A 22,568-nucleotide genomic window follows, 5' to 3' on the forward strand; every position below is an offset into this window, starting at 1 on the left:
ACAGTGTTTCGGTGGTTATAGCGTCAGGGAAACGCCCGGTCCCATTCCGAACCCGGAAGCTAAGCCTGACAGCGCCGATGGTACTGCAACCGAAGGGTTGTGGGAGAGTAGGACACCGCCGGACTAAAATTGAAAAAGAAGAGGGTCCAGGCCCCGGTCGAGAACCACGAGTTCTCCCGGGGCCTGGACCCTCTTTCATGCCCAGACCCAGAGCCTCACGAGACCCGCACCCCATACGGTTCCTGGACCGCGGGAAGTACATGAAGGCCCCCTTCACTGCGTCTAACGCAAGGAAGGGGGCCTTCACGTACTTCCGACTAGACCGAAGGGCCCCTTCGGCCCACCGACAGCGGACACGACACCCTCGCGCAGCCTCGTGAGTGGCAAGGACGGTTCTAACCGCCTTTACCGCTCACGAGGGGCGGGGCGGCGTAGGTGGTAGATGTCCATGATCCAGCCCTTCCGCGAGCGCGCCGAAGTGCGGACGGAGCGGATCTCCGCGGCGAGTTCGGCGGTCAGGGGTCCTGAGAGCAGGAGCTCGTCGGGAGTCCCGAGGTACGCGCCCCAGTAGATCTCCAAGCCCGCATCCACAAACTTCGTGAACGTGCACCCCGCGTCCAGCATCACGAACACGTCGTCGACGTCCGCGGGCCAGCCCGCCTCGAGCCGGCGGCCGGTCGTGATCAGCACCGGCCGTCCGATCTGGTTCATCGTGGTCCGGTGCCGGGACGTCAGCGCGGCCACACTGCTGACCCCGGGGACGACCTCGTACTCGAACTCGACGTTGCCCCGTTCCAGCACGGCGTCCAGCAAGGTCAGGGTCGAGTCGTACAGCGCCGGGTCGCCCCAGACGAGGAACGCGCCCCGCTCGTCGGGACCCAGGGAACCGATCATGGTCTCGTAGACGTCGGTGCGGAGCCGGTGCCAGTCGGCGACGGCCTTCCGGTAGTCGCCCGGAGTGCGGTCGCGTTCGGGGTCCGGTGCCCGCACGACGCGGTACCCGGGCCGCTCGACGAACCGGTCGAGGATCTCCTGGCGCAGGCCCACCAGGTCCTGCTTCTCTGAACCCTTGTCGAGAACGAAGAACACATCGGTCTCGTTCAGCAGCCGGACGGCCTGGACGGTCAGGTGTTCCGGGTCGCCGGCGCCGATGCCGATGGCGGAGATCTTCCTCATCGCCGCAGTGTGCCCGCCCCCTCGATGCACACCCCTACCCCCATGGGGTATAAAGGAAGTGATCGCTTCGTTAGTCCTGTAGAGGAGTTCGTACCGATGGCCGAAACCACCTACACCGTCAAGGGCATGTCCTGCGGGCACTGCGCCTCCTCCGTCACCGAGGAGGTCAGCGGCATCGCGGGCGTCAGCGCCGTGAACGTGGACGTGGCCAGTGGCAAAGTAACCGTCACCAGCGATACCGCGCTCGATGTCCACACTGTGGACGCGGCCGTCACCGAGGCCGGTTACCAGCTCGTCTCGTGAGTACAGCCGTCAAGGTGTCGGCGTTCGCCGCGGCTCTGGCCGCGGTGTTCGTCGTCGCCTGGGCGATCGGTTCGGCCGTCGGGCCGCTGGACGAGGCGCCGGCGCCGGTCCCGCCCGCGCCGACCAGCGTGCACGAAGGGCATCACGAGGGGCACACGGGAGGCACGCCGTGAGCGTCGAGACATCGCAGCGCGTCGAGCTGGTCATCGGGGGGATGACCTGCGCTTCCTGCGCCGCCCGGGTCGAACGCAAGCTGAACAAGGTCGACGGCGTCTCCGCCACGGTCAATTACGCCACCGAGAAGGCGCAGGTCGACTTCCCGGCCGCGGTGTCGGTCGACGACCTCGTCGGTGTCGTCGAGTCCGCGGGGTACACGGCCGAGCCGCCGAAACCAGAGCCTGACGAAGACAGCACGGACAACACGGACGGTCTCCGTCGGCGGCTCTGGGTCTCCGCCGCGCTCGCTGTTCCGGTGATCGTGCTGGCGATGGTCCCGGCCTGGCAGTTCACCTACTGGCAGTGGGTCTCACTCCTTCTGGCCGCGCCCGTCGTCACCTGGGGCGCGTGGCCGTTCCATCGCCCCGCCTGGACGAACTTCCGGCACGGCGCCGCCACCATGGACACCCTGATCTCCCTCGGCGTCGTCGCCGCCACGCTCTGGTCGCTGTACGCGCTGCTCTTCGGTACCGCCGGGGTGCCCGGCATGCGTCACGGCTTCGAGCTGACCATGGAACGCGGCTCCGGCTCCGGCAACCTCTACCTCGAGGTCGCCGCCGGGGTCACCACTTTCCTGCTGGCAGGCCGCTACTTCGAGGCCCGGTCCAAGCGCCGCTCCGGCGCCGCCCTCCGTGCCCTGCTCGAACTCGGCGCGAAGGACGTCGCCGTCCTCAGAAGCGGGGTCGAGAGCCGCGTCCCGATCGGTGAGCTGAAGACCGGTGACGAGTTCGTCGCGCGGCCGGGGGAGAAGATCGCCACCGACGGCGTCGTGACCGACGGTGGATCGGCGGTCGACCTGAGCATGCTGACGGGGGAAGCCGTCCCGGTCGAGGTGACCATCGGCGACGCCGTCGTCGGCGGGACGGTCAACGCGGGCGGCAGGCTCGTCGTCCGTGCCACCCGGATCGGCGCCGGCACCCAGCTCGCGCGGATGGCGCGGCTGGTCGAGGACGCGCAGAACGGCAAGGCGCGGGTCCAGCGGCTCGCGGACCGCGTCTCCGCCGTGTTCGTCCCGGTGGTGATCGCGCTCGCGGTCGGCACGCTCGGTTTCTGGCTCGGGGCGGGCAGCGGCGCGGACGCCGCCTTCACCGCCGCCGTCGCGGTGCTGATCATCGCCTGTCCGTGCGCGCTCGGCCTGGCCACGCCGACGGCGCTGCTCGTCGGCACCGGCCGCGGCGCGCAACTGGGCATCCTCATCAAGGGTCCCGAGGTACTCGAGTCCACTCGCGCGGTCGACACCGTCGTCCTGGACAAGACCGGGACGGTGACCGCCGGGAAGATGAGCCTCACCGACCTGCATGGCGCCGACGAGGTCCTCCGGCTCGCCGCCGCGGTCGAGCACGCTTCCGAACATCCGATCGCCCGTGCGATCGTCGCGGCCGCCGAAGAGCGGCTGGGCGAGTTGCCGCCGGTCGAAGGGTTCCGCAACGTCGAGGGCCTGGGTGTTGTCGGCGAGGTCGAAGGCAAGACGGTCTTGGCGGGCCGCACGGCCCTCCTCGAGCAGCGCGACATCACCGTCGGAGACGAGTTCGCGCAGGTCAAAGCCGCGGCTGAAGAGCGTGGCGCGACAGCGATCGTGATCGCCTGGGACGGCGAGGCACGCGGTGTGCTCGTGGTCGCCGACACGGTCAAGCCGACCTCGAAGCAGGCCGTGAAGGAGCTCCGGGCGCTCGGGCTCCGGCCGGTCCTGCTGACCGGCGACAACACCGGATCCGCGAACGCCGTCGCCGCCGAAGTGGGAATCGACGAGGTCGTCGCCGAGGTACTGCCCGCGGACAAGGTCGACGTCGTCAAGCGGCTGCAGGCCGAGGGCCGGGTGGTCGCCATGGTCGGTGACGGCGTCAACGACGCGGCCGCGCTCGCGCAGGCCGACCTCGGCCTGTCGATGGGCACCGGGACGGACGCCGCGATCGAAGCGGGTGACCTGACCCTGGTGCGCGGTGACCTGCGCTCGGCCGTGGACGCCATCCGCCTTTCGCGCCGGACGCTCGGCACGATCAAGGGCAACCTGTTCTGGGCGTTCGCCTACAACGTCGCCGCGCTGCCACTGGCCGCGCTCGGCCTGCTCAACCCCATGATCGCCGGGGCCGCGATGGCGTTCTCCTCGGTCTTCGTCGTCTCCAACAGCTTGAGGCTGCGCGGGTTCCGCGGGATCGCTTAGGAGCGGACCAGCCGGGCGATGGCGTCGGACGCCTCCCGGACCTTGAGGTCGGCCTCTTCACCGCCCGCGGCGGCGGCCTGGACCACGCAGGTGGCGAGATGCTCGTCCAGCAGTTCGAGGGAGAACGACTGCAGCGCCTTGGTGGCCGCGGACACCTGCGTGAGGATGTCGATGCAGTACTTGTCCTCTTCGACCATCCGCTGCAATCCGCGGATCTGCCCCTCGATCCGGCGCAGGCGCTTGAGGTAGGCCTCCCGCTCGCTGCCGTAGCCCGTCATTCCGCACCCGTTCTCTCGTCGTTCCCCAGCCGTCGCCGAGTATACCCTCCCCACGTATCCGCCCCGGGCGGGCGAAATTCGCGGGTGCCAGGATGTCGAGGAGGATCCGGCGGCTCCGACTCAAGCGTGAACGGCCGGGCACCCGGCCGGACGACCAGGAGGAACACCGATGAAGTACATGATCATGATCACGATGAACCCCACCGCGTGGGACGCCCTGCCCGAGGCCGAGCGCGACGAGGTGGTCGCCCGCATCGACCCTTTCATGAAGAAGCTGACCGAGAGCGGCGAGCTGCTCGGGACGCAGGCGCTGGGGGAGCCGAAGGAGAGCACGGTGGTCCGAGTGCGTGACGGCGTCCCGGTGGTCACCGATGGCCCGTTCGCGGAGTCGAAGGAGTACCTGGCCGGCTTCTACCTGGTCGAATGCGACAGCAAGGAGCGCGCGATCGAGATCGCGGGCCAGATCCCGGACGCGCACATCAACGCGATGGAGATCCGGCCGGTGGTCTATTCGTCGGGGGACAACGCTTAAGTGGCGGCCGCTTCGGTGCCGGCGCGGGTCTCTGACCTGCTCCGGCGCTGAACGGGCACTTCCGGTTTCGGGTCGACGGTGATCGCCAGGACCGAATCGGCCTCGGTGAGCAGTTCGCGGCAGCCGACCAACTGTTTCAGCACGTCAGCGCGCAGGCCGAGGGCCACATCGGCCTGCTGTCGCGCTTCGGCGACCAGGCGCTCGCCCTCTTCGGCGGCGTCTTCGAGCAGCTTTCGTGCCCTCGCTTGCGCGGCTTCGTCCTGTGCGGCGAGGGCGCGCATCGCCTCCGCCCGGCGCAGCGTCATGGCGCGTTCGAAGTCTTCGGTGATCCGCCTCCGCTCCGCCTCGGCCTCGGCGGCCTTCTCGGTGGCGCGCGCGGTGATGTCGTCGGCCTCTTCGCGGGTGAGTTCGAGCATCCGGCGCGATCGCTCCTGCAGTGCGTCCGGTGCGATCGGCACGCGGCTGATCCGGTCGACGCTGGCCTTCAGCTCGCGGTTTTCTTCTTGCGCGGCGGTGAGTCTGGCGGCGAGAGCCTCCCCGCGGCGAATCGCTTCGTCGCGCTCGGCGGCCACGCGCCGTAGCTCGGTTTCCACCTCGCGAACGAATTCCCGGACCTGGGCACGGTTGAAACCACGCCACGCCAGATCGAAGCCGGGCATTTCCATTGGTCACCTCCACGGTGGGCGATCCGTCACCGGTGCGCGACTTCTTGCGAACGGCAGAGTCGTTGCAGCACGGGGCTTTCTTCGACCAGTGTGCCTGAAGCCGCGTCGACACGCGTCACTGGTGGGTGATCTTTGCGCCGAGCGGTCCGCGCAAGCGGGAAGAAGGGTGATCCTGGAACCGGTGGGAGAATGGACGATCAGCGCTAGACGCCCCATGGAGGTGGCCGCGTGACGAGTAGCCGAATTCGGGTCCCTGGCTGGAATACGGCGACCGCGGCCGAAGGGTATCGGCAGGTCAGAGAGAACATCGCGATCTTGCTCACCGATCACGCGGGCGCGGGCGGCCGTACCGTACCGGCTTGTCCACAGTGGACCGTGCGGGACCTGCTCGCGCATCTGACCGAAATCTGCGATCGGGTGATCACCCGGTTCGGGGGAGAACCGTGCCCGGTCCCGGAGCGGGCGTCGGCGGCCGAACTGCTGCGGCTCTGGCTCGAACGCGGACCCGAGGCCGACGCCCTCCTCGCCGCGGACGGCGAAGGAAAGAGCCGCGGCGACATCATGGTGATGGACGCCTTCACCCACGAACTCGATCTCCGGTACGCGCTCGGCGTTCCGCCGCCGGAGGCGCACGCGGCCTGGCTTCGTGGTTTCGAAGTGCTCGTCAGCGGCCTCGCCTCTTCGCTGGGAAGCCACGGGCTGCCCGGGATGCGGATCGAGATCGAGGGCGCGACCTGGATCGCCGGCACCGAACCGGTCGCCGCGGTGCTCTCGGGGCCGCCCGTTGACCTGTACCGGACGCTCGCCGGGCGCCGGAGCCCGGCCCAGATCGCCGCCTTGGACTGGCTGGGCGATCCGGAACCGTGGCTCCGGGCCTTCACCTGGGGGCCGTTCGTCCCGCCGGACGAGGTGACCGAGCGCTGATCAGCCGGTCGGGGACATCGACGACAGCGCCGCGGCCAGCGCGAGGACCACGGCCACGATCAGCACCTCGACGCCGACGCTGACCCGCAGTTTCCGCAGGTCGGCGGTCACCACACCGGTGCCTCCGCGACCGGCGATCCCGCGGCGCACCGCGTTGCGGCTCAGGTTCGCCACCAGCAGCAACGCGGCGAATCCGGTCAGTTTCAGCAGGAAGACGATGCCGTAGGCCGACGTCCAGAGCGCTTCCACCGACGGGACGAGCCGGAAGCCCAGATAGGCGCCGCTGACCACCATGATCACGATCGACCAGGTGGCGATCGGGTGGAACCGTGCCAACGCCGGTTCGGCCTCGTCCGCCGAATACCTGCCGCGCAGGAGCACGGCCAGCTGGATCAGCCCGCCCACCCAGACGGCCATCGCGCCGAAGTGCGCGAGGTCGGCGCTGACCGAGAGGAACATGATCTTGTCGGCCACCGCGTGCCCGGTCGCGGAGAAGCTCAGCATCACGATGAACGCGGCCGCCATGCCGAGGTTCTCGTACCGCGATCGGAGACGTTCCGGCTGGTCGGCGGCCAGCAGCTTCCGCGCGATCACGGCGAGTGCGACGATCGCGGCCAGGCGCAGGAGCAGCAGCTTCCCGTACGCCACCCGCAGGGTCGCCTCGATCAGCGCGGGGTCGAAGACCGAGCCGACGCCCCGGCCCGCGACGTAGGGGCCTTGCAGCAGGAACCCGGCCACGGCTGTCACGGCGGAGAGCCACACGCCCGTGGTGATCAGCTTCCGCGCCGCCGGGTCGGTCCGGCCCGCCGGACGGCAGACCAGCACGAACACCAGGCCGCCGAGCAGGGCGACACCGCCGAACGAGCCCCAGCGGAAGGTGGTGAACAGCGCGTCGGTCACCGGATCGGTCCCGGTGGACGCGGACACCGCGCCCGCCGAGGTGATGAGCGGCCCGGTGCCGATCACGAACGCGATCGTGCCGCGCACCGGATGGGAGTCCGTCGAGACGAAGGCGTACTCGACGAGATAACTGCCATCGGGGAGATCGGGCTCGAGTTTGACGGCGACCTGCTCGGCGACGTCACCGGGCTGGAACACCGGTCCGCTGACGACGTTCGTGCCCTGCTGATCGACGACCTTGATCGAGTTGGGCTGGATGCCGATGTTCTCCGACAGGGTGATCGAGACCAGCGCGGGCGCCGAGGTGAGCCGGGCGCCGTCGGCGGGGTTCGAGGCGAGGAGTTCGACGTGGGCCGAGGCAGGGGCCGCGGCGAGCACCGCGACCCCGAACCACGCGGCCACCAGGGCCAGGAGTGCGAAGAGTCTCCTGGTCACGAGGCCGTAGATGCCAGCTCACGCCGGCTTTCGGGCGCGCACATACAGCCCGTCAGCTGCCGTTCGACGGCGGAGGCCTTCCGGTGCACGAGCATCGCGATGATCATCGGGATGGTGACGATCGTGTTGTAGAACAGGTGCAGCTCCACCCGCGGGATGAACAGCTGGATGATGCTGCTCGGCGCGGTGCCGCCGCCGAGGCGCCAGCCGGTCTGCGCCTGGATCAGCAGGAGCAGATGCTCGATGTGGTGCCAGAACTGCAGGCCGAGCGCCAGGTTCCACCACTGCCGCGAGCGGCCGGCGAAGCCCTTGCGCAGGGCGAACAGCGCGATCAGCATGACGATGGCGTAGCCGTAGTGCAGCCATTCGGAGCTGATCAGCTTGGGGAACGGGATGCCGAGCACGCCGCGGGCGTCCGGGGTCTTCCAGCCCAGGACGTAGATCTGGAACGCCTGCACGAGGTGTTCCGCCCAGTGCGCCAGCACGACGAGCGCGAAGACGTTGAGCGCCGCGCGGTGGTATTTCCCATTGAGCGAGGCGAGTAGGCCTGGACGTGGCGAATCGAGTGAGGCCATGAAGAGGCTCCTAGGGCGAAAAGACCGGCCGGTGACGGATATCGACGATATCTCGCGAACCGGCCGTTTCCGTTACTCCGGATTGCTGATCTGACCTGTGGTGTTACGCCGTTCGGTCGCCGGTAACCACGAATGGCTCAGTGAAAAGCACCGTGGGTCACGGAATGGCTTCCCGGTTGGTCAGTGGATGACGATTCCGTGGGACACCTGAGGCGCGGCGGGAATGTGGAACAGCCGGGTGAACAGTTCCAGGTATTCGAAGGCGCCGTCGATCCGGATCTTGCCGGTCCGGACCGCGTCGGCGGCGCTGAGTTCCCCGCTGAGCAGATCCTTGATGAACGGTCCGAGCGGCTCGATCGTCGCGTCGGCGCCGGGGTGCGCGCCGTCCGCCACCTTGAGCGCGCCGTCCTCGATGATCGCGTGCAGGACCATTTCGCCCGGATAGCGCAGTTCGTAGGTGGCGTGGGTGCCCTTGGCCTGCTCGCTCTGGAAGGTCGTGTAGAGCGAGAGGATCGCCGCGTCCAAGGTGAAGACGTCCTCGGGAGCGGGCTGCCCGAGCGACCGCGCGCCCCACAGGCCGAGGTCCAGCACGATCTGGTCGAGTTCACTGCCGTACTCGGTGAGTTCGTAGACCACCGCGGCGTCGAGCTGGGGGAGCAGGCGGCGCCGCAGCACCCCGGACTGCTCGAGCTCGTTGAGCCGCGCGGACAGCGTGCTCGCCGGGATCTTGGGCAGGCCCGCCTGCAGTTCGGTGAACCGCTTCGGGCCGAGGACGAGGTCACGGACGATCAGCAGCGACCAGCGTTCGCCGATGATCTCCAGTGCCCTGGCGAGACCACAGAACTGTCCATAGGTGCGAGTGCTCATCCGTCGATCCTCACTTTGCGTTTCTCGTGGCAGGAGCCGATCATCACGCGGGTTCACCCTCGGAGAGCAGGTCATGGTGCAGGATCTGCAGCTCGTCGCAGGGTTCCACGCCCAGTTCATTGTTGAGCCTCGCGCGCACCTGGCGGTAGGTCGCGAGCGCGTCGGAGCGCCGCCCGCTGCGGCCGAGTACGCGGATGAGCTGGCCGTGCAGGGCTTCGTCCAGCGGGTTCGCGGTGACCAGGGAACGCAGTTCGCCGATCAGCTCGTGCCGCATCCCGGCCGCGATGTCCGCCTCGATCCGCAGGTGCAGGGTGCTGCGCCGCTGCTCGACGAGGTCGACGGCGTACGCAGACAACACCGGTCCACAATGGACGTTCGCCAGCGGTGGGCCCGCCCACAGGTCCAGCGCCTCCCGGAAGGACTTCGCCGCTTCGGCGTGCTCGCCGCGTAGCTGCAGCTCCCGGCCCTTTTTCTGCAGTGCCTGGAACTCGAAGACGTCCACCTGCTCGCGGTCGATCCGGAACACGTAACCCGGCGGTTTCGTCGCCAGCATGGTCTCGCCGTACGGGGCGAGGTCGTTCTCGTCGATGCACTTGCGCAGCTGGTAGACGTAGGTGTGCATCGTGGTGCGCACACTGCGCGGCGGGTCGTTGGCCCACAGTTCCTGGACGATCGTGTCGATGTGCACGATCTTGCCCGGGCTCATCACCAGCATGGCGAGCACCTGCAGCAGCTTCGGTGTCGTCGGCGCGTAGTCGATCCCGTCCCGCAGGAGTTCGAGCGGGCCGAGGAGCGTGAAGCGGAGTGGACTTGCGGACAGCGTTCGAATCGGGTTGGGTGCCGAGCCGTGGTGCGTGTCCGATACTCGTGATCCGGGGTACATCGCAAGCGCCCTCCAGCTCGATACGCGTCGTGTCGTTTTCCCAGTGCACCGACAGTGACAGAGCGCCCTGTCACCGGGCCAGTGAGCCGTCCACCAGGTCCCGCGTGCGTGTCTCCCGGGAAAACATGGGTTTTTCACATCCGAGCCGTGAATCGCGCACTGGCCGGTATGTGCTCTCTGGCAGCAGGATTCGGTGACCACACCGACCTAGGGGGGTTCCCATGCACGAGACCGTGTTGAACGGGTCCGGCTCCATCACCGGCGGTTTGGGATTCAAACGGCATCTACGTGCGGAAATCAGCGAGGGCAACGGCGCCTACCTGTTTTCGGAGCAGGGAGTGATCGCGATGCGCGGCGCGCAGGTCGCTTCGGTGGCGGCCCTGCTCGACGGCACTCGTGACCTCGACGCCGTCCTGTCCGCCTGCCCGGCGGGGATGAGCGCCGAGCAGGTCACCGGGGTGCTGGCGCGCCTGGTGGAAGCGGGTCTGGTCACCGTCCGGGTCCCCGACGAGCTCAGCGGGGACGAGCGCGCGCTCGCGTACTGGGACGCGTGCGGCCTCGACGCGTCCGCGGTGGCCTCCCGGCAGAAGCCCGCGACGGCGAGCCTGACCGCGATCGGCCGCGGTGTGGACACCTCCCAGGTGGAGAACGCGCTCCTCGCGAGCGGTATCGAGGTGGTCGGCACCGCCTCCGAACTGGCCATCGTGCTGTGCGACGACTATCTCGACCCGAGGCTGGCCGAGATCGACGCCGAGCACCGGCGCACCGGCAGGCCCTGGTTGCTGGCCCGGCCGTCGGGGTCGCAGGTGTGGATCGGCCCGATCATGCAGCCCGGCCGGTCCGGCTGCTGGCACTGCCTGACCAACCGGCTGTGGGGGCACCGGCACGCGGAAGCCTGTGTGCAGGAGGTGCTCGGGCACGACGGTCCCGCCTCGTTCCCGATGCCCGCCGTGCCGCCGCTGACCGCGGCCGCGTCGCATCTGATCTCCCTCGAAGCGTCCAAATGGCTGGCGGGACACCGGTATCCGGGTCAGCAGGCCGTCTGGATCCTCGACACCCTCGATCTGCAGGGGCGGCTGCACGAACTGCGGCGGCGTCCGCAGTGCCCGGAATGCGGCGACGAAGGGATCGTCGCCGCGCGGACGGCCGAGCCGATCGTGCTGCGGGAAGCCAAGAAGGCGACGTCGGGCGGCGGCGGGCACCGGACGCTCACCCCGGTCGAGGTGCTCGACCGCTACGGCCACCTGGTCAGCCCGGTCACCGGCATCATCAAGGAGGTCGCCCGCGACCCGAGGGCGCCGGCGTTCGTGAACGCCTACCGCTCCGGGCTCAACGTCGCGCGCCGCGTGCGCGGTGAGGCGGGGCTGCAGGCCGGACTGCGCGGGGACAACGGTGGAAAGGGCGCGAGCCCGCTCGACGCCGAGGTCGGCGCGCTGTGCGAAGCGATCGAGCGGTTCTCGGCGAACTACCAGGGCGACGAACTGCGGATCCGCGACACCTTCCGGGCGCTCGGCGAGGAAGCCGTCCACCCGAACTCGTGCATGCTCTTCGACGAGCGTCAATACGCCGCTCGCGACGAATGGAACGCCAAGCACGCGATCTTCCAGCACGTCCCCGAACGCTTCGACGAATCGGCCGCCGTCGACTGGACGCCACTGTGGTCGCTTTCGCAGCAGCGCCGGAAGCTGATGCCGACGGCGTACCTCTACTACGGCGTGCCGCCGGAGTGCGGGATCACCGGGATGCGCGCGGACTCCAACGGCTGCGCGGCGGGCAGCAGCCTCGAAGACGCGATCCTGCAAGGACTTCTCGAGCTCGTCGAACGCGACGCCGTCGCGATGTGGTGGTACAACCGGCTTCCCCTGCCCGGCGTCGACATCGCCTCGTTCGACGACCCGTGGGCCGAGGAGATGGTCGGGCAGTACGCGCGGGCGGGCCGGGAACTGTGGGTCCTCGACCTGACCGCGGACCTCGGTGTCCCGGTGATGGTCGCGCTGTCCAGGAGTATCGCCGGGCCGCGCGAGAACGTCATGATGGGATTCGGCGCCCACCTGGACCCCAGGACGGCGTTGCGGAGGGCGGTCAGCGAGCTCAACCAGATGATCCCGGCGGTGCTCGCGAACGACGTCGAACTCGACGATCCCGACGCGGCGCAGTGGCTCCGGCACGCTACGGTCGCCAACCAGCCGTATCTGCTGCCGGCGCCTGGACGGTCGGCGAGACGGGCCGCGGACTTCAAGTTCGTCCGGCGGCCCGACGTACGGGACGACGTGGAATCACTGGTACGCAAGCTGTCCGCGCTGGGGATGGAGACGCTGGTGCTCGATCAGACCAGACCCGACATCGACCTTCCGGTGGTCAGAGTGGTCGTTCCGGGGCTGCGGCCCTTCTGGAGCCGCTTCGCCCCCGGGCGGCTGTTCGACGTGCCGGTGCGGCTCGGCAGGCTCGCCGAACCCACGTCGTACGACCGGCTGAACCCCTTCCCCATGTTCTTGTAGATCCGCTGGAGCAACTGGTGTCGACTGATCCCCCCACCGGCGTGGCCGAGACGATCCCCTTGTGGTCGCTCACCGACGACAGTCTTGTCGAGATCGGTGAGGACGGCTCACTGGTGGTCGTCACCCGGTGGGGGGAGTACGACTTCGACCGTGCGGAGCCGCTGGTCCGGGAATCGTTGCGGCGGATGGCTTTGGGGCCGGTCTCCCTGGCGAACGTGACGTCGTCGTGGGAGCCGGTCGAGCGTGAGCCCGATCTCGAAGGCGAGCTGAGCTGGACGGCCGAGGGCGCCGACGCGCTGCGCCAGGCGCTCAAGGAACTCGGCGGTTCGGTGGTGCACTCGCTCGGTCTCGCCGACGGGAAGGGCCCGCTGCTGTCGGTGATCCCGGTGGCGCTCGCGCCCGTGTTCGAACCGGCGGGGATCCCGGCCGCGCGCCCGATCCGCCTGTCCCGCTTCTGTTCCCTGCGCTCCGACGCCGAAGGGATGGGGCTGGAGTCACCGTCCGCGCGGTACCGCGTCGTCCTGTACCAACCGTGGGCGGTGCACGTCGCCGCGACCTTGGCGACGGCGAAGTCGACGGGGGAGATCGTCACCATGACGGGGATCGAGCCCGGGGTGGTCGGCGCGATCGTGTCCTATCTGGTCGCGGCGGGTGTCGTCCAGCTCGCCGGGGAGCAAGGCCGGTTCGCCGAGGACGAGGACCCCGAGCTGAGCCTGTGGTCCCCGGACGAACTGCTGTTCCACACCACGAGCCGGACCTGGCGGCCGGGTGGCCCGGCCGATCTTCCCGGGCTGGGAAAACCACCGGTGGTCAAGGCCGCCAGTGGCGAGGGACCCGTGTACGCGCTCTACCGGCCGGATCTGGCCGACCGCGCGGAAACCGATCCGACGCTGACGGCTTTGCTGGAGAACGACCACACCTGCCCCGAATTCACCGAAAGCGTGGTGTCCGCGGAACAGCTCGGCGAATTCCTGTTCCGCGGCGCGCGGATCCGGTCGATCGGGCCGGCCCACATGCCCAACGGGCCCAGCCACAGTGCTTCGCAGCGGCCGTACTTCAGCGTCGCCTGCCTGTACGAGCTCGAGCTGTACGTCTCGGTGAACCGCTGTTCGGGGCTGGATCGCGGGATCTACCACTACGACCCGCTCGACCACCGGCTCAGCCTGGTCAACGACGACGAGGCCGATCTCGACGCGATGCTCGACATGGCGATGATCGGCGGCGGCAACCACCGGCGTCCCTCGGCGCTGATCACGGTGACCGCGCGGATGCCGCGGATGGCGTCGGTACTCGGCGGTGGCGCGTACGCCACGACCCTCGCGCATGTCGGCGCGTTGCAACAGACGCTCTACCTCGTCGCCCGCGCCATGGGGCTGGCCGCGCACGCCGTCCCGGTGGACGCCGGCGACCGCGTCGACCGTGCCCTCAAACTCGAATGGCCCGCCGAAGTGGGCGTCGGGGAGTGCGCGCTCGACCTCCCGGCTTGATCGCGCGGGCCCGGATAACGCCTGCGCAGACCCCATCTCGATCGCGTGTCGAGTGCTCCGAAATCGGTGACGCGTTTGCTGACCACAGAGGAAAAGCGACGGCGAATCCGAGGTTGGTCTGATGCAGCTACGAACAGTCGCCACGGCGGCGAACGAGAAAGGCGTCATCGAATCCGGTCGGCTCATCGAGCCGGCGTCCCCCTTGCAACCCGCGGTGCTGCAGGCCATCTCAGCGATGCACGCGAGGTATTTCGACCCGATCACCTTGGGTGACCTGGCATCCGAAGTCTTCGTCAGCCCGTTCCACTTCTCGCGGATCTTCACCAAGGCGACCGGGGTGACCCCCGGCCGGTACCTCACCGCGATCCGGCTCTTCGAAGCGAAACGACTGCTGCTGACGACTTCGCTGACGGTGTCGGACATCGTGTGCAGCGTCGGCTACAGCAGCGTCGGCACGTTCACCAGCCGCTTCACCCGTGCGGTCGGGATGACCCCGACCCAGTACCGCGACCCCGAGGTCGGCAAGCTGCTCGTGGCGCTGGCCCCGCATTTCCAGCGCCTCCCCACGCTGGAGGCGTTGCACAGCGCCGGAATGGGCTGCGCCACGATGCGCAGCGGTACCGGCACGATCAGCGTGCGCGTCGAAACCCCGCGCGGGGCCGGCCCGGCGAGTGTCCTCATCGGACTGTTCGCCGAGTCGATCCCGCAGTGCGGCCCGGTCGCGTTCGGCGGCAGGGCCAACGTCCTGTCCGCGGACATCGAGATCCAGAACGTCCCTGAAGGCCGGTGGACCGTCATCGCGGTCGCCGAGCACGCCGCGGGGACGGCGGCCTCTTCGTTCTCCGTGGGCACCCTTCCCGCTCGCGTCGACATCACCCGGTTCGGCCGGGTCCACCTGCGGATGCCGATGCGCACCCCGCTGCCGACCGACGCCCCGATGGCGATCACCCTGGCGGGCGGGCCCGCTTCGTCCGGCAACCGGATGACCATGCCCGCTCCCGGCTACCTCCGTGCGGTGGCCTGACTGAACGCTTTGTTCCCGCGTTCTCCCGGTCACGCAAAACGGGAGAACGCGGGCGCAACCGTGGAGTAGCTGCTCCATCGCCGCACATGTGAGCCTTTAACCAGTCCTTTTTGAATCCGAATCCACCCGTTAGGGGGAGAGTGCGTTGGGCAATGGTTGGCGCACGTTCAGACGTCGCATGATCACACCGGATGTCTCCGAGACGTCGCTGGACAAGCGGGGTTTCCACAAGAAAAGCCCAGCCGCTCAAGAATTGCTGGAGACCGTCGGTGAGAAATTCCTGCTCGGCTACGCGCACGCTGTCGAAGCGCGCACCGTCGAGCAGGCGGAAGAATGGCTCGAAAGTATTCCGGTGAAATACCGCGGCTTCGCCTACGAGGGCGCGGGAATGGGGTACGGAATGCTGGACGGGCTGCCGGGAGGCGGCCGCGGGCACATCGCGGACTTCCTCGCCGGTCCCGGCGAGAAACACGACTACATCATCTACGTCGGTGTCGGCTGGGCGATGGCGCGGCTGCCGCGTTTCCGCTGGCCGTCCGCCGAGGACTTCGACCCGTTGCTGCGCTGGCTGGTGCTCGACGGGTACGGCTTCCACCAGGCCTACTTCAAGACCGCCAAGTACATCGACGGCCAGTTCCAGGACCCGGACTTCAACTGGCCCGCCGGCAACAACGGGTATTCGTTGCGGGCGATCGACCAGGGCATCGGCCGGGCGCTGTGGTTCATCTGCGGTACCGACGTCGATCTGGTCACCGAGGCGATCGCGAGATTCCCCGAGCGGCGTCACGGGGATCTCTACGCCGGTGTCGGGCTCGCCTCGACCTACGCGTGCGGTGTCACCTCCGACGAGCTGCTGAAGCTGGCCGAGTTCGCCGGTGAACACCGGGGAAACCTGGCACAGGGCAGCGCTTTCGCCGCCGAGGCCCGCGTCCGGGCCGGGCTGCTGATCCCCGAGACCGAGGTCGCCACGCAGGCGATCTGCGGGCTGCCGGCCGAACGCGCCGCGGCCATCACCCAGGAAGTTCGCCCCGCCGTGGTCCGCGACGGTGAGCTCCCGCATTTCGAAACCTGGCGACAGCACATCGCCGCCGAGGTACTCACTTCTGGAGGTGCAGGCAAATGAGGTCGACCCTGGGCTGGCTCCGCAAGCAGCTTGCGGGCATCGTGGCGCTCTTGCTGATGGCGGGACTCTTCGTGGTGGCGCAGCTGCCGACGGTCTCCACCGCCGAGGCGGACACCATGGCCTCCAAGTACGCGTTCGAACCCTTGACGATCGCCCTGCCGGAAGCGGCGAAGAGCCAGTCGATCCGCACGGTGAACAAGGAATACGAACACATCCGCGCCTGGATCTCGTCGGTCGGCGCCGCGATCGCGGTCAACGATCTCGACGGGGACAAGCTCGCCAACGACCTGTGCTTCGTGGACCCGCGCAGCGACCAGGTGGTCGTCACCCCGACGCCGGGCAAGGGCGGCGACCGGTACGCGCCGTTCGCGCTCGACGCGGCGCCGTTGCCGATGGGCAAGTACATCGCCCCGATGGGCTGTGTGCCGGGCGACTTCAACGAGGACGGCCGGGTCGACCTGCTGGCCTACTACTGGGGCCGCACGCCGATCGTGTTCCTCGCCAAGCCTTCCGCGACCACGCTCGCCGCGAAGTCCTACGTGCCGGTGGAACTGGTGCCGGGCAACAACGTCAAGAACGGCGAGTACTCCGGTCCACTGTGGAACACCAACGCCGCGACCGTCGGTGACTTCGACGGCGACGGCCACCAGGACATCTTCATCGGCAACTACTTCCCCGACAGCGCGGTCCTCGACGACCGGGTCGAGGGCGGGGTCGAGATGAACAAGTCGATGTCGCACGCCGACAACGCGGGCGGCAAGTACATCTTCCGCTTCACCGGCGCCGCCCCGAAGGGCGACCAGCCCTCGGTCACCTTCGAATGCGACGACCAGGCCATCCCGGCCGACGCCCGCGGTGGCTGGGCACTGGCCGTCAGCGCGACCGACGTCGACGGGGACAACCTGCCGGAGCTCTACATCGGCAACGACTTCGGTCACGACCGCCTGCTGTACAACAAGTCCACGGCGGGCAAGACCTCCTTCGCCGAAGTGAAGGGCGTCCGCGGCGCCACCGAACCCAAGTCGAAGGTCGTCGGCAACGACTCCTTCAAGGGCATGGGCGTCGACTTCGGCGACCTGAACCACGACGGCCTCTACGACATGTACGTCAGCAACATCACGACGTCTTGGGGCATCGAGGAAAGCCACTTCCAGTTCATGAACACCGCCAAGGACACCGCGGATCTGCGCGGCCGTCTGCAGGGCGGCGAGGCGCCGTGGGTGGACCGCAGCGCACAGGCGGGCACCGCGTGGTCCGGCTGGGGCTGGGACGTCAAGATCGCCGACTACAACAACAGCGGCGAATCGGTGATCACCCAGGCGACCGGCTTCGTCAAGGGCGACGTCAACCGCTGGCCGCAGCTGCAGGAACTGGCGACGTCCAACGACGAACTGCTCAAGCACCCCACCTTCTGGCCGAACATGCGGGCCGGTGACGACGTCGGTGGCGACCACACCCTGCACTTCTGGGCCAAGAGCTCCGACGGCCGCTACACCGACCTGGCCCCGCGCCTCGGTCTCGCGGTCCCGGTGCCCACCCGCGGTATCGCCACCGGCGACGCCGACGGTGACGGCAAGCTCGACTTCGCCGTGGCCCGCCAGTGGGAGCAGCCGATCTTCTACCACAACGTCAGCCCCGACTCGGGTTCGTACCTGAACCTGAAGCTGCTGCACGACATCCCCGCCGCGGCGGGCGCGCTGAAGGCGGGTGGCACCGCGGCCATCGGCGCCCAGGTCACCGTCATCACCCCCGACGGCAAGAAGTACATCGACCGCGTCGACGGCGGCAGCGGCCACTCCGGCAAGCGCAGCCACGAGGTGCAGATCGGCCTCGGCAAGGTCACCGGGCCGGTGAAGGTCTGCGTGCAGTGGCGCGACCTGACCGGGCAGATCCGCATGCAGGAGATCCAGCTGGCCCCGGGTAGCCACACGCTGCAGCTCGGCTCCCAGGTGAAGGAGAAATGACCGTCATGGCTGAGCAGACACTCACCGCACCGAAGAGCAACAAGACGATCACGGCCCTTCGCCGGTTCGCGATCTCGATCTCGATCTTCAACATCATCGGCTACACCGTGCTCGGTTTCGAGCAGCCGTGGGTCTATCCGTTCATCGCCCTCGGCACCGCCTACACCACGGAAATCCTGCTGGAGATCATCGGCGCACGAGTACAGGGCCGTGACGTCCGCTTCCGCGGCAACGGGTTCAAGGGACTGGTGGAGTTCCTGTTCCCCGCGCACATCACCGGTCTCGCGCTGAACATGCTGACCTACGTCAACGACCAGGTCCTCGTGATGATCTTCGGCGTGGTGGTGGCCGTCGGCGCCAAGTGGGTCCTCCAGGCCCCGGTGCGCGGCAGGCTCCGGCACTACATGAACCCGTCGAACTTCGGCATCACGATCATCCTGCTGGTGTTCCCCTGGGCGAGCATCGCGCCGCCCTACCACTTCACCGAGCAGGTCGACTCGTGGGTCGGCTGGCTGATCGTCGGCATCATCATGATCTCGGGCACCGTGCTCAACGCGATGCTGACCCAGCGGATGTGGCTGATCGGCGCCTGGCTGATCACGTTCGCGCTGCAGGCGATCATCCGTGGCCTGGTGTTCGACACCGCGATCCCCGGCGCGCTCGGGATGATGACCGGGGTGGCGTTCGTGCTCTACACGAACTACATGGTCACCGACCCCGGTACGACGCCGTCGAAGCCCGCGTCGCAGGTCCTGTTCGGTTCGGGGGTGGCGCTGGCCTACGGGTTCTTCATGATCGTCCACGTTTCGTACGGCCTGTTCCTCGCCACCGCGGGGGTCTGCCTGATCCGCGGCCTGTTCCTGTGGGGCCTGCACTTCTCGCAGAAGGCCACCGCGAAGTGGGAGGCCGAGCAGGCGAAGTCGGCCGAGGTCACGAGCCTGCCCAAGCCGGCCGAGAAGCCGGAAACCGAAGAAACCGGGGCCGTGGCGGCATGACCACCGGTGCGGAAACCACCCGGGGGGCGCGTCTCGCGCCCCCCGGGCCGCCGCGCCGGGCGACCTTCGGTCTGTTGAAGAAGCTCTTCACCGACCGGCTGGCGCTCATGTCGGACTCGGCGGGGAACTACGGCGACGTCGTCCGGATCGCGATCGGTCCCAAGACGATGTACCTGGTGAACCACCCCGAGCTGGCGAAACACGTGCTCGCGGACAACGCGGCCAACTACCACAAGGGAATCGGCCTTCAGGAGGCGCGGCGGGCCCTCGGCGACGGGCTGCTCACCAGCGACGGCGACGTCTGGAAGAAGCAGCGCAGGACGATCCAGCCGGTGTTCCAGCCCAAGCGGATCGCGCGGCAGGCCTCGGTCGTCGCGAACGAGGTCGAAGGTCTCGTGAAACACCTGCGGGACACCAAGGGACCGGTGGAGATCCTGCACGAGATGACCGGGCTGACGCTCGGGGTGCTCGGCAAGACACTGCTCGACGCGGACCTCGGCGGGTTCACCTCGCTGGGGCACTCGTTCGAAGCCGTGCAGGACCAGGCGATGTTCGAAGCGGTGACCCTGAGCATGGTCCCGCAGTGGGCCCCGCTGAAGAAACAACTGCGGTTCAAGGAATCGCGGAACGATCTCCGCCGGATCGCCGAGGAACTCGTCGAGCAGCGGCTGGCGAATCCGGTCGCGGGCGGTGAGGACGTGCTTTCGCGTCTCATCGCCACCGACGGGACGCGCGAGCAGATGCGCGACGAGCTCATCACCCTGCTGCTGGCCGGGCACGAGACGACGGCGAGCACGCTGGGCTGGGCGTTCCACCTGCTCGACGAACATCCCGACGTCGCGGCGAAACTGCGCGCCGAGGCGGACGAGGTCCTCGGCGACCAGTTGCCGACGCATGACGACCTGCACCGGTTGCCCTACACGGCACGGGTGGTCGAGGAGGTCATGCGGCTGTACCCGCCGGTGTGGCTGCTGCCGCGGGTGGCGCAGGCCGACGACGAGATCGGCGGCTATCACATCCCCGCCGGCTCCGACGTCGTCGTCGTGCCCTACACGCTGCACCGCCACCCGGACTTCTGGCCGGATCCGGAGAAGTTCGACCCGGACCGGTTCGATCCGGACCGGCCGAGCGGGCGGCCCCGGTACGCCTACATCCCGTTCGGCGCCGGGCCGCGGTTCTGCATCGGCAACAGCCTCGGCGTGATGGAGGCCGTTTTCGTACTGACGATGGTCTTGCGGGACCTCGAGCTCAAGAAGCTGCCGGGTTACGAAGTCGTTCCCGAGGCGATGCTGTCGTTGCGGGTGCGCGGCGGCCTGCCGATGACCGTGCACACCAGGAACAGGAGGTAGGTTCCGTGGATTCGGACGAACAGGTCAAGGTGTCCACTTTGGAGGCCTACGCGGACACGATCGTGCCGGGGGAGAAGCGGTTCCCCGACGACCACGCGATCGCCGGCGCTTCGGCGGGGGCGGGCGCGGTCGTCGCGGGCGCGCTCGAACTGCTGCACACCGAGGCGACCGGGGTGACCGTCGGACTGCCCTATCTGGCGCAGGCCCTCAACGATCACGCGAAGGTCTACGCCAAGGAACACGATCTCACCCTGGACGAGACGCTGCCGTCGTTCGTCGCACTGTCCTTCGTGGACAGGACGGCGCTGGTGCGGTCGCTGACCGCGCCGGGCCATCCGGAAAAGGACGGCTGGGTCAGCCTCGCGTTGTTCTGCAACATGTCCTTCGACAGCGCGGCGCACAAGCACACCGCCGAAGCCATCGCCGAAGGCCACCCCGGCCTGCTGGCGATGGGATACACCGCGCCCGACGAGGACGGCCTGTGGCGGTTCCCGAAGTTCTCCTACCGTCGTGAACTCGCGCAACTCCACCCTGACACCACGCCCTCCGGGAGCCCCGCATGAACGCGTACGACAAGACCGACGTCGTCATCGTCGGCAGCGGGTTCGGTGGCTCGATCCCCGCCTACCACTTGGCCGCGGGCGGGGCGAAGGTCACCGTGCTGGAACGGGGACCGTGGCTGGAGACGAAGGATTTCGAGCACGACTACCTGCTCGGTTCGTCCTACACCCGCGCGTTCGACTTCGTCGTCGGCGACGGGATGAGCGTGCTGGGCGGGAACTGCGTCGGCGGTGGCAGCGTGGTGTACTTCGCCGCGATGCCTCGGGCACCGAAGTTCGTCTTCGAGCGGCACGGCAGCATCGGCAGGCGCATGTGGCCGTCGGCGCTGACGAGGGACTCGCTGGAACCTTGGTACGACCGGGTTTCGGATTCGCTTCCGGTGTCCAAACAGGACTGGAACGACGTCTCGTACGCCGGCGGCCTGTGGGCCGCGTTCTGCGACCACTCGGGGCGGACCGCCAACCCGGCGCCGGTCGCGGTGGACAACGACCGCTGTGTGAACTGCAACTTCATGATGGCGGGCTGCCGGTTCGACGCGAAACGCTCGCTGCTGACCAACTACCTGCCCGCCGCGCTCGCGCACGGCGCGAAGATCCGGCCGCTGCACGAGGTCCAGCGGATCGAGCGGATCGACGACGGCGACTACCGCGTGCACTTCAACATCGTCGACGACACGGACTACCGGGCGCAGACCGGCAGCGGGACGATCGACGCGAAGGTCGTCATCATCGCGGCGGGCGCCGGGGCGACCCCGGTGATCCTGCAGCGGTCCGAGTCGGCGCTGGGCACCATGCCGCACGCGGTCGGCCGGTACTTCTCGGGCAACGGTGAGCGGCTCAACACCGCGATCATCGACGAGGAGCGGGTCCGCGAGGTGCTCGGCCTGTCCCGTGAGGACGGGAAGGTCTACGAGGCCAACCACATCGGCAAGGGCCCGACCGTGGCGAACTGGGACAAACTCGACGGTTCGCTGCCGGAGTACGAGCGATACTCGCTGGAGCAGCTGTACTTCCCGCCCGGGCTCGGCACGATCCTCGCGCAGGTGCCGGACGGAGACGAACCGCGCTGGTTCGGTACGCAGAAGAAGGAGATCCTCAAGCAGTGGGCCTCCTGGCTGACCATCTTCCTGATGACCGAGGACGACAACGAGGGCGTCTTCGGCGCGCCGCCGCCCACCGGCAACGCCTACCGCATCTCACAGCAGATGCTCGGCCGCGGCCCGCTGAAGTACGACCCGACGCCGAACACCCTGCACGGCTGGGCGCTGGCCGACGCGGAGTGCAAGGAGATCCTCGAGAAGGACGGCCTGGCGAAGGTGGCGCCGTGGACCAACGACGTCGTCGGCGCGTACACCGTGCACCCGCTGGCGTCCTGCCGGATCGGTGACGACCCGGAGACCTCGGCGCTGCACCCGAACCACGAACTCCGCAATCACCCCGGGATCTTCGTGACCGACAGCGCTTCCGTGCCGGGCGCGCTGACGGTGAACCCGGCGATGACGATCGCGGCGCTGGCCGAACGTTCGGTGCCGGGCATCGTGCGGGCACTGCAGGCTCGCGGCGTCGACGTCACCTACGGCGCCCCGGCCCCGGACGGTTCCATCACCGGGCGGCGAGCGGTCAGCAAGCTGTCGCTGGTCGCCGGGAGCTGAT

General features: G+C 68.5%; 20 protein-coding genes, 1 rRNA gene and 1 pseudogene. 15 read left to right on the forward strand and 7 right to left on the reverse strand.

Annotated elements, in window-relative coordinates:
- Positions 1–7: 7 nt before the first annotated feature.
- Positions 8–124 (forward strand): 5S ribosomal RNA (gene rrf, locus ACLJPX_RS31180).
- A gap of 281 nt (positions 125–405) precedes the next feature.
- Here the strand turns inward: rrf and cobF are convergent.
- Positions 406–1,176, reverse strand: a complete 771-nt coding sequence (cobF, locus tag ACLJPX_RS31185; RefSeq protein WP_410604069.1) for a precorrin-6A synthase (deacetylating) — start codon at positions 1,174–1,176, stop codon at positions 406–408.
- 96 nt (positions 1,177–1,272) lie between these two features.
- Here cobF and ACLJPX_RS31190 point away from each other — a divergent pair, with 96 nt between their 5' ends.
- From ACLJPX_RS31190 to ACLJPX_RS31200, 3 genes and pseudogenes are all read left to right on the forward strand, one after another.
- Positions 1,273–1,479 carry a heavy-metal-associated domain-containing protein gene (locus ACLJPX_RS31190; protein ID WP_101605859.1) on the forward strand — a complete coding sequence of 69 codons (207 nt, stop codon included), beginning with the start codon at positions 1,273–1,275 and terminating at the stop codon, positions 1,477–1,479.
- The gene (locus tag ACLJPX_RS31195) at positions 1,476–1,652 is read left to right on the forward strand and encodes a hypothetical protein (RefSeq protein WP_410604070.1); all 177 of its coding nucleotides are present in this window, start codon (positions 1,476–1,478) and stop codon (positions 1,650–1,652) included. Before ACLJPX_RS31190 ends, ACLJPX_RS31195 begins: the two co-directional genes overlap by 4 nt.
- Before the next feature lie 41 nt (positions 1,653–1,693).
- Positions 1,694–3,853: pseudogene (locus tag ACLJPX_RS31200) on the forward strand (heavy metal translocating P-type ATPase); the annotation flags it as partial.
- On the opposite strand, the gene ACLJPX_RS31205 reads toward ACLJPX_RS31200, so the two are convergent.
- Positions 3,853–4,134: a metal-sensitive transcriptional regulator gene (locus ACLJPX_RS31205; protein ID WP_009081418.1), complete on the reverse strand. Its 282-nt coding sequence runs from the start codon at positions 4,132–4,134 to the stop codon at positions 3,853–3,855. The pseudogene ACLJPX_RS31200 and the gene ACLJPX_RS31205 overlap by 1 nt on opposite strands.
- 169 nt (positions 4,135–4,303) lie before the next feature.
- Between ACLJPX_RS31205 and ACLJPX_RS31210 the strand changes: the two genes are divergently transcribed.
- Complete coding sequence (locus tag ACLJPX_RS31210; protein WP_410604071.1) at positions 4,304–4,666, forward strand: YciI family protein; 363 nt, start codon at positions 4,304–4,306, stop codon at positions 4,664–4,666.
- Here ACLJPX_RS31210 and ACLJPX_RS31215 read toward each other — a convergent pair.
- Positions 4,663–5,325 carry a M protein gene (locus ACLJPX_RS31215; protein WP_410604072.1) on the reverse strand — a complete coding sequence of 221 codons (663 nt, stop codon included), beginning with the start codon at positions 5,323–5,325 and terminating at the stop codon, positions 4,663–4,665. The two genes, ACLJPX_RS31210 and ACLJPX_RS31215, sit on opposite strands and share 4 nt — an antisense overlap.
- Positions 5,326–5,559: 234 nt before the next feature.
- Here ACLJPX_RS31215 and ACLJPX_RS31220 point away from each other — a divergent pair, with 234 nt between their 5' ends.
- Entirely contained in the window at positions 5,560–6,255 is a 696-nt protein-coding gene (locus ACLJPX_RS31220; RefSeq protein WP_410604073.1) for a maleylpyruvate isomerase family mycothiol-dependent enzyme, read from the forward strand.
- On the opposite strand, the gene ACLJPX_RS31225 is transcribed toward ACLJPX_RS31220, so the two are convergent.
- The 4 genes from ACLJPX_RS31225 to ACLJPX_RS31240 all read right to left on the reverse strand — a co-directional run bounded on the left by ACLJPX_RS31225 (position 6,256) and on the right by ACLJPX_RS31240 (position 9,915).
- Positions 6,256–7,590 (reverse strand): copper resistance protein CopC, encoded by a 1,335-nt coding sequence (locus ACLJPX_RS31225; protein WP_410604074.1) that lies wholly within the window; start codon positions 7,588–7,590, stop codon positions 6,256–6,258. It abuts the gene before it with no gap.
- Positions 7,587–8,165 (reverse strand): hypothetical protein, encoded by a 579-nt coding sequence (locus ACLJPX_RS31230; RefSeq protein ID WP_101605864.1) that lies wholly within the window; start codon positions 8,163–8,165, stop codon positions 7,587–7,589. Before ACLJPX_RS31230 ends, ACLJPX_RS31225 begins: the two co-directional genes overlap by 4 nt.
- 180 nt (positions 8,166–8,345) lie before the next feature.
- Positions 8,346–9,032 carry a winged helix-turn-helix transcriptional regulator gene (locus tag ACLJPX_RS31235; protein ID WP_410604075.1) on the reverse strand — a complete coding sequence of 229 codons (687 nt, stop codon included), beginning with the start codon at positions 9,030–9,032 and terminating at the stop codon, positions 8,346–8,348.
- A gap of 43 nt (positions 9,033–9,075) precedes the next feature.
- A complete protein-coding gene (locus tag ACLJPX_RS31240) occupies positions 9,076–9,915 on the reverse strand; it encodes an AfsR/SARP family transcriptional regulator (RefSeq protein WP_410604076.1) in 840 nt (279 codons plus the stop codon).
- Between the two features lie 221 nt (positions 9,916–10,136).
- Between ACLJPX_RS31240 and ACLJPX_RS31245 the strand changes: the two genes are divergently transcribed.
- From ACLJPX_RS31245 to ACLJPX_RS31285, 9 genes are all read left to right on the forward strand, one after another.
- Complete coding sequence (locus tag ACLJPX_RS31245; RefSeq protein ID WP_410604077.1) at positions 10,137–12,413, forward strand: TOMM precursor leader peptide-binding protein; 2,277 nt, start codon at positions 10,137–10,139, stop codon at positions 12,411–12,413.
- 41 nt (positions 12,414–12,454) lie between these two features.
- Positions 12,455–13,900, forward strand: a complete 1,446-nt coding sequence (locus ACLJPX_RS31250) for a SagB family peptide dehydrogenase (RefSeq protein WP_410604346.1) — start codon at positions 12,455–12,457, stop codon at positions 13,898–13,900.
- 121 nt (positions 13,901–14,021) lie between these two features.
- Positions 14,022–14,924: a helix-turn-helix transcriptional regulator gene (locus ACLJPX_RS31255; RefSeq protein ID WP_410604078.1), complete on the forward strand. Its 903-nt coding sequence runs from the start codon at positions 14,022–14,024 to the stop codon at positions 14,922–14,924.
- A 145-nt stretch (positions 14,925–15,069) separates the two neighbouring features.
- Positions 15,070–16,047, forward strand: a complete 978-nt coding sequence (locus ACLJPX_RS31260; protein ID WP_101605869.1) for a DUF1702 family protein — start codon at positions 15,070–15,072, stop codon at positions 16,045–16,047.
- A complete protein-coding gene (locus ACLJPX_RS31265) occupies positions 16,044–18,011 on the forward strand; it encodes a CRTAC1 family protein (RefSeq protein ID WP_410604079.1) in 1,968 nt (655 codons plus the stop codon). Before ACLJPX_RS31260 ends, ACLJPX_RS31265 begins: the two co-directional genes overlap by 4 nt.
- On the forward strand, positions 18,008–19,006 hold the full coding sequence (locus ACLJPX_RS31270; protein ID WP_410604080.1) for an enediyne biosynthesis protein: 999 nt from the start codon (positions 18,008–18,010) through the stop codon (positions 19,004–19,006). The genes ACLJPX_RS31265 and ACLJPX_RS31270 overlap by 4 nt, the downstream gene beginning before the upstream one ends.
- Positions 19,003–20,355: a cytochrome P450 gene (locus ACLJPX_RS31275; RefSeq protein ID WP_410604081.1), complete on the forward strand. Its 1,353-nt coding sequence runs from the start codon at positions 19,003–19,005 to the stop codon at positions 20,353–20,355. The genes ACLJPX_RS31270 and ACLJPX_RS31275 overlap by 4 nt, the downstream gene beginning before the upstream one ends.
- A gap of 5 nt (positions 20,356–20,360) precedes the next feature.
- On the forward strand, positions 20,361–20,918 hold the full coding sequence (locus tag ACLJPX_RS31280; RefSeq protein WP_410604082.1) for a DUF5987 family protein: 558 nt from the start codon (positions 20,361–20,363) through the stop codon (positions 20,916–20,918).
- Positions 20,915–22,567: a GMC family oxidoreductase N-terminal domain-containing protein gene (locus tag ACLJPX_RS31285; protein ID WP_410604083.1), complete on the forward strand. Its 1,653-nt coding sequence runs from the start codon at positions 20,915–20,917 to the stop codon at positions 22,565–22,567. Before ACLJPX_RS31280 ends, ACLJPX_RS31285 begins: the two co-directional genes overlap by 4 nt.
- Position 22,568: the final 1 nt, after the last annotated feature.

The organism is Amycolatopsis sp. lyj-90 (assembly GCF_046549035.1).
In the GTDB taxonomy this organism is placed as follows: Bacteria; Actinomycetota; Actinomycetes; order Mycobacteriales; family Pseudonocardiaceae; genus Amycolatopsis.

Excerpts from the sequence above, each read along its gene's own strand:
- cobF (WP_410604069.1), bottom strand. The coding sequence starts at position 1,176 with ATGAGGAAGATCTCCGCCATCGGCATCGGCGCCGGCGACCCGGAACAC.
- ACLJPX_RS31190 (WP_101605859.1), top strand. The coding sequence starts at position 1,273 with ATGGCCGAAACCACCTACACCGTCAAGGGCATGTCCTGCGGGCACTGC.
- ACLJPX_RS31205 (WP_009081418.1), bottom strand. The coding sequence starts at position 4,134 with ATGACGGGCTACGGCAGCGAGCGGGAGGCCTACCTCAAGCGCCTGCGC.
- ACLJPX_RS31210 (WP_410604071.1), top strand. The coding sequence starts at position 4,304 with ATGAAGTACATGATCATGATCACGATGAACCCCACCGCGTGGGACGCC.
- ACLJPX_RS31215 (WP_410604072.1), bottom strand. The coding sequence starts at position 5,325 with ATGCCCGGCTTCGATCTGGCGTGGCGTGGTTTCAACCGTGCCCAGGTC.
- ACLJPX_RS31230 (WP_101605864.1), bottom strand. The coding sequence starts at position 8,165 with ATGGCCTCACTCGATTCGCCACGTCCAGGCCTACTCGCCTCGCTCAAT.
- ACLJPX_RS31235 (WP_410604075.1), bottom strand. The coding sequence starts at position 9,032 with ATGAGCACTCGCACCTATGGACAGTTCTGTGGTCTCGCCAGGGCACTG.
- ACLJPX_RS31240 (WP_410604076.1), bottom strand. The coding sequence starts at position 9,915 with ATGTACCCCGGATCACGAGTATCGGACACGCACCACGGCTCGGCACCC.
- ACLJPX_RS31245 (WP_410604077.1), top strand. The coding sequence starts at position 10,137 with ATGCACGAGACCGTGTTGAACGGGTCCGGCTCCATCACCGGCGGTTTG.
- ACLJPX_RS31255 (WP_410604078.1), top strand. The coding sequence starts at position 14,022 with ATGCAGCTACGAACAGTCGCCACGGCGGCGAACGAGAAAGGCGTCATC.
- ACLJPX_RS31265 (WP_410604079.1), top strand. The coding sequence starts at position 16,044 with ATGAGGTCGACCCTGGGCTGGCTCCGCAAGCAGCTTGCGGGCATCGTG.
- ACLJPX_RS31270 (WP_410604080.1), top strand. The coding sequence starts at position 18,008 with ATGACCGTCATGGCTGAGCAGACACTCACCGCACCGAAGAGCAACAAG.
- ACLJPX_RS31275 (WP_410604081.1), top strand. The coding sequence starts at position 19,003 with ATGACCACCGGTGCGGAAACCACCCGGGGGGCGCGTCTCGCGCCCCCC.
- ACLJPX_RS31285 (WP_410604083.1), top strand. The coding sequence starts at position 20,915 with ATGAACGCGTACGACAAGACCGACGTCGTCATCGTCGGCAGCGGGTTC.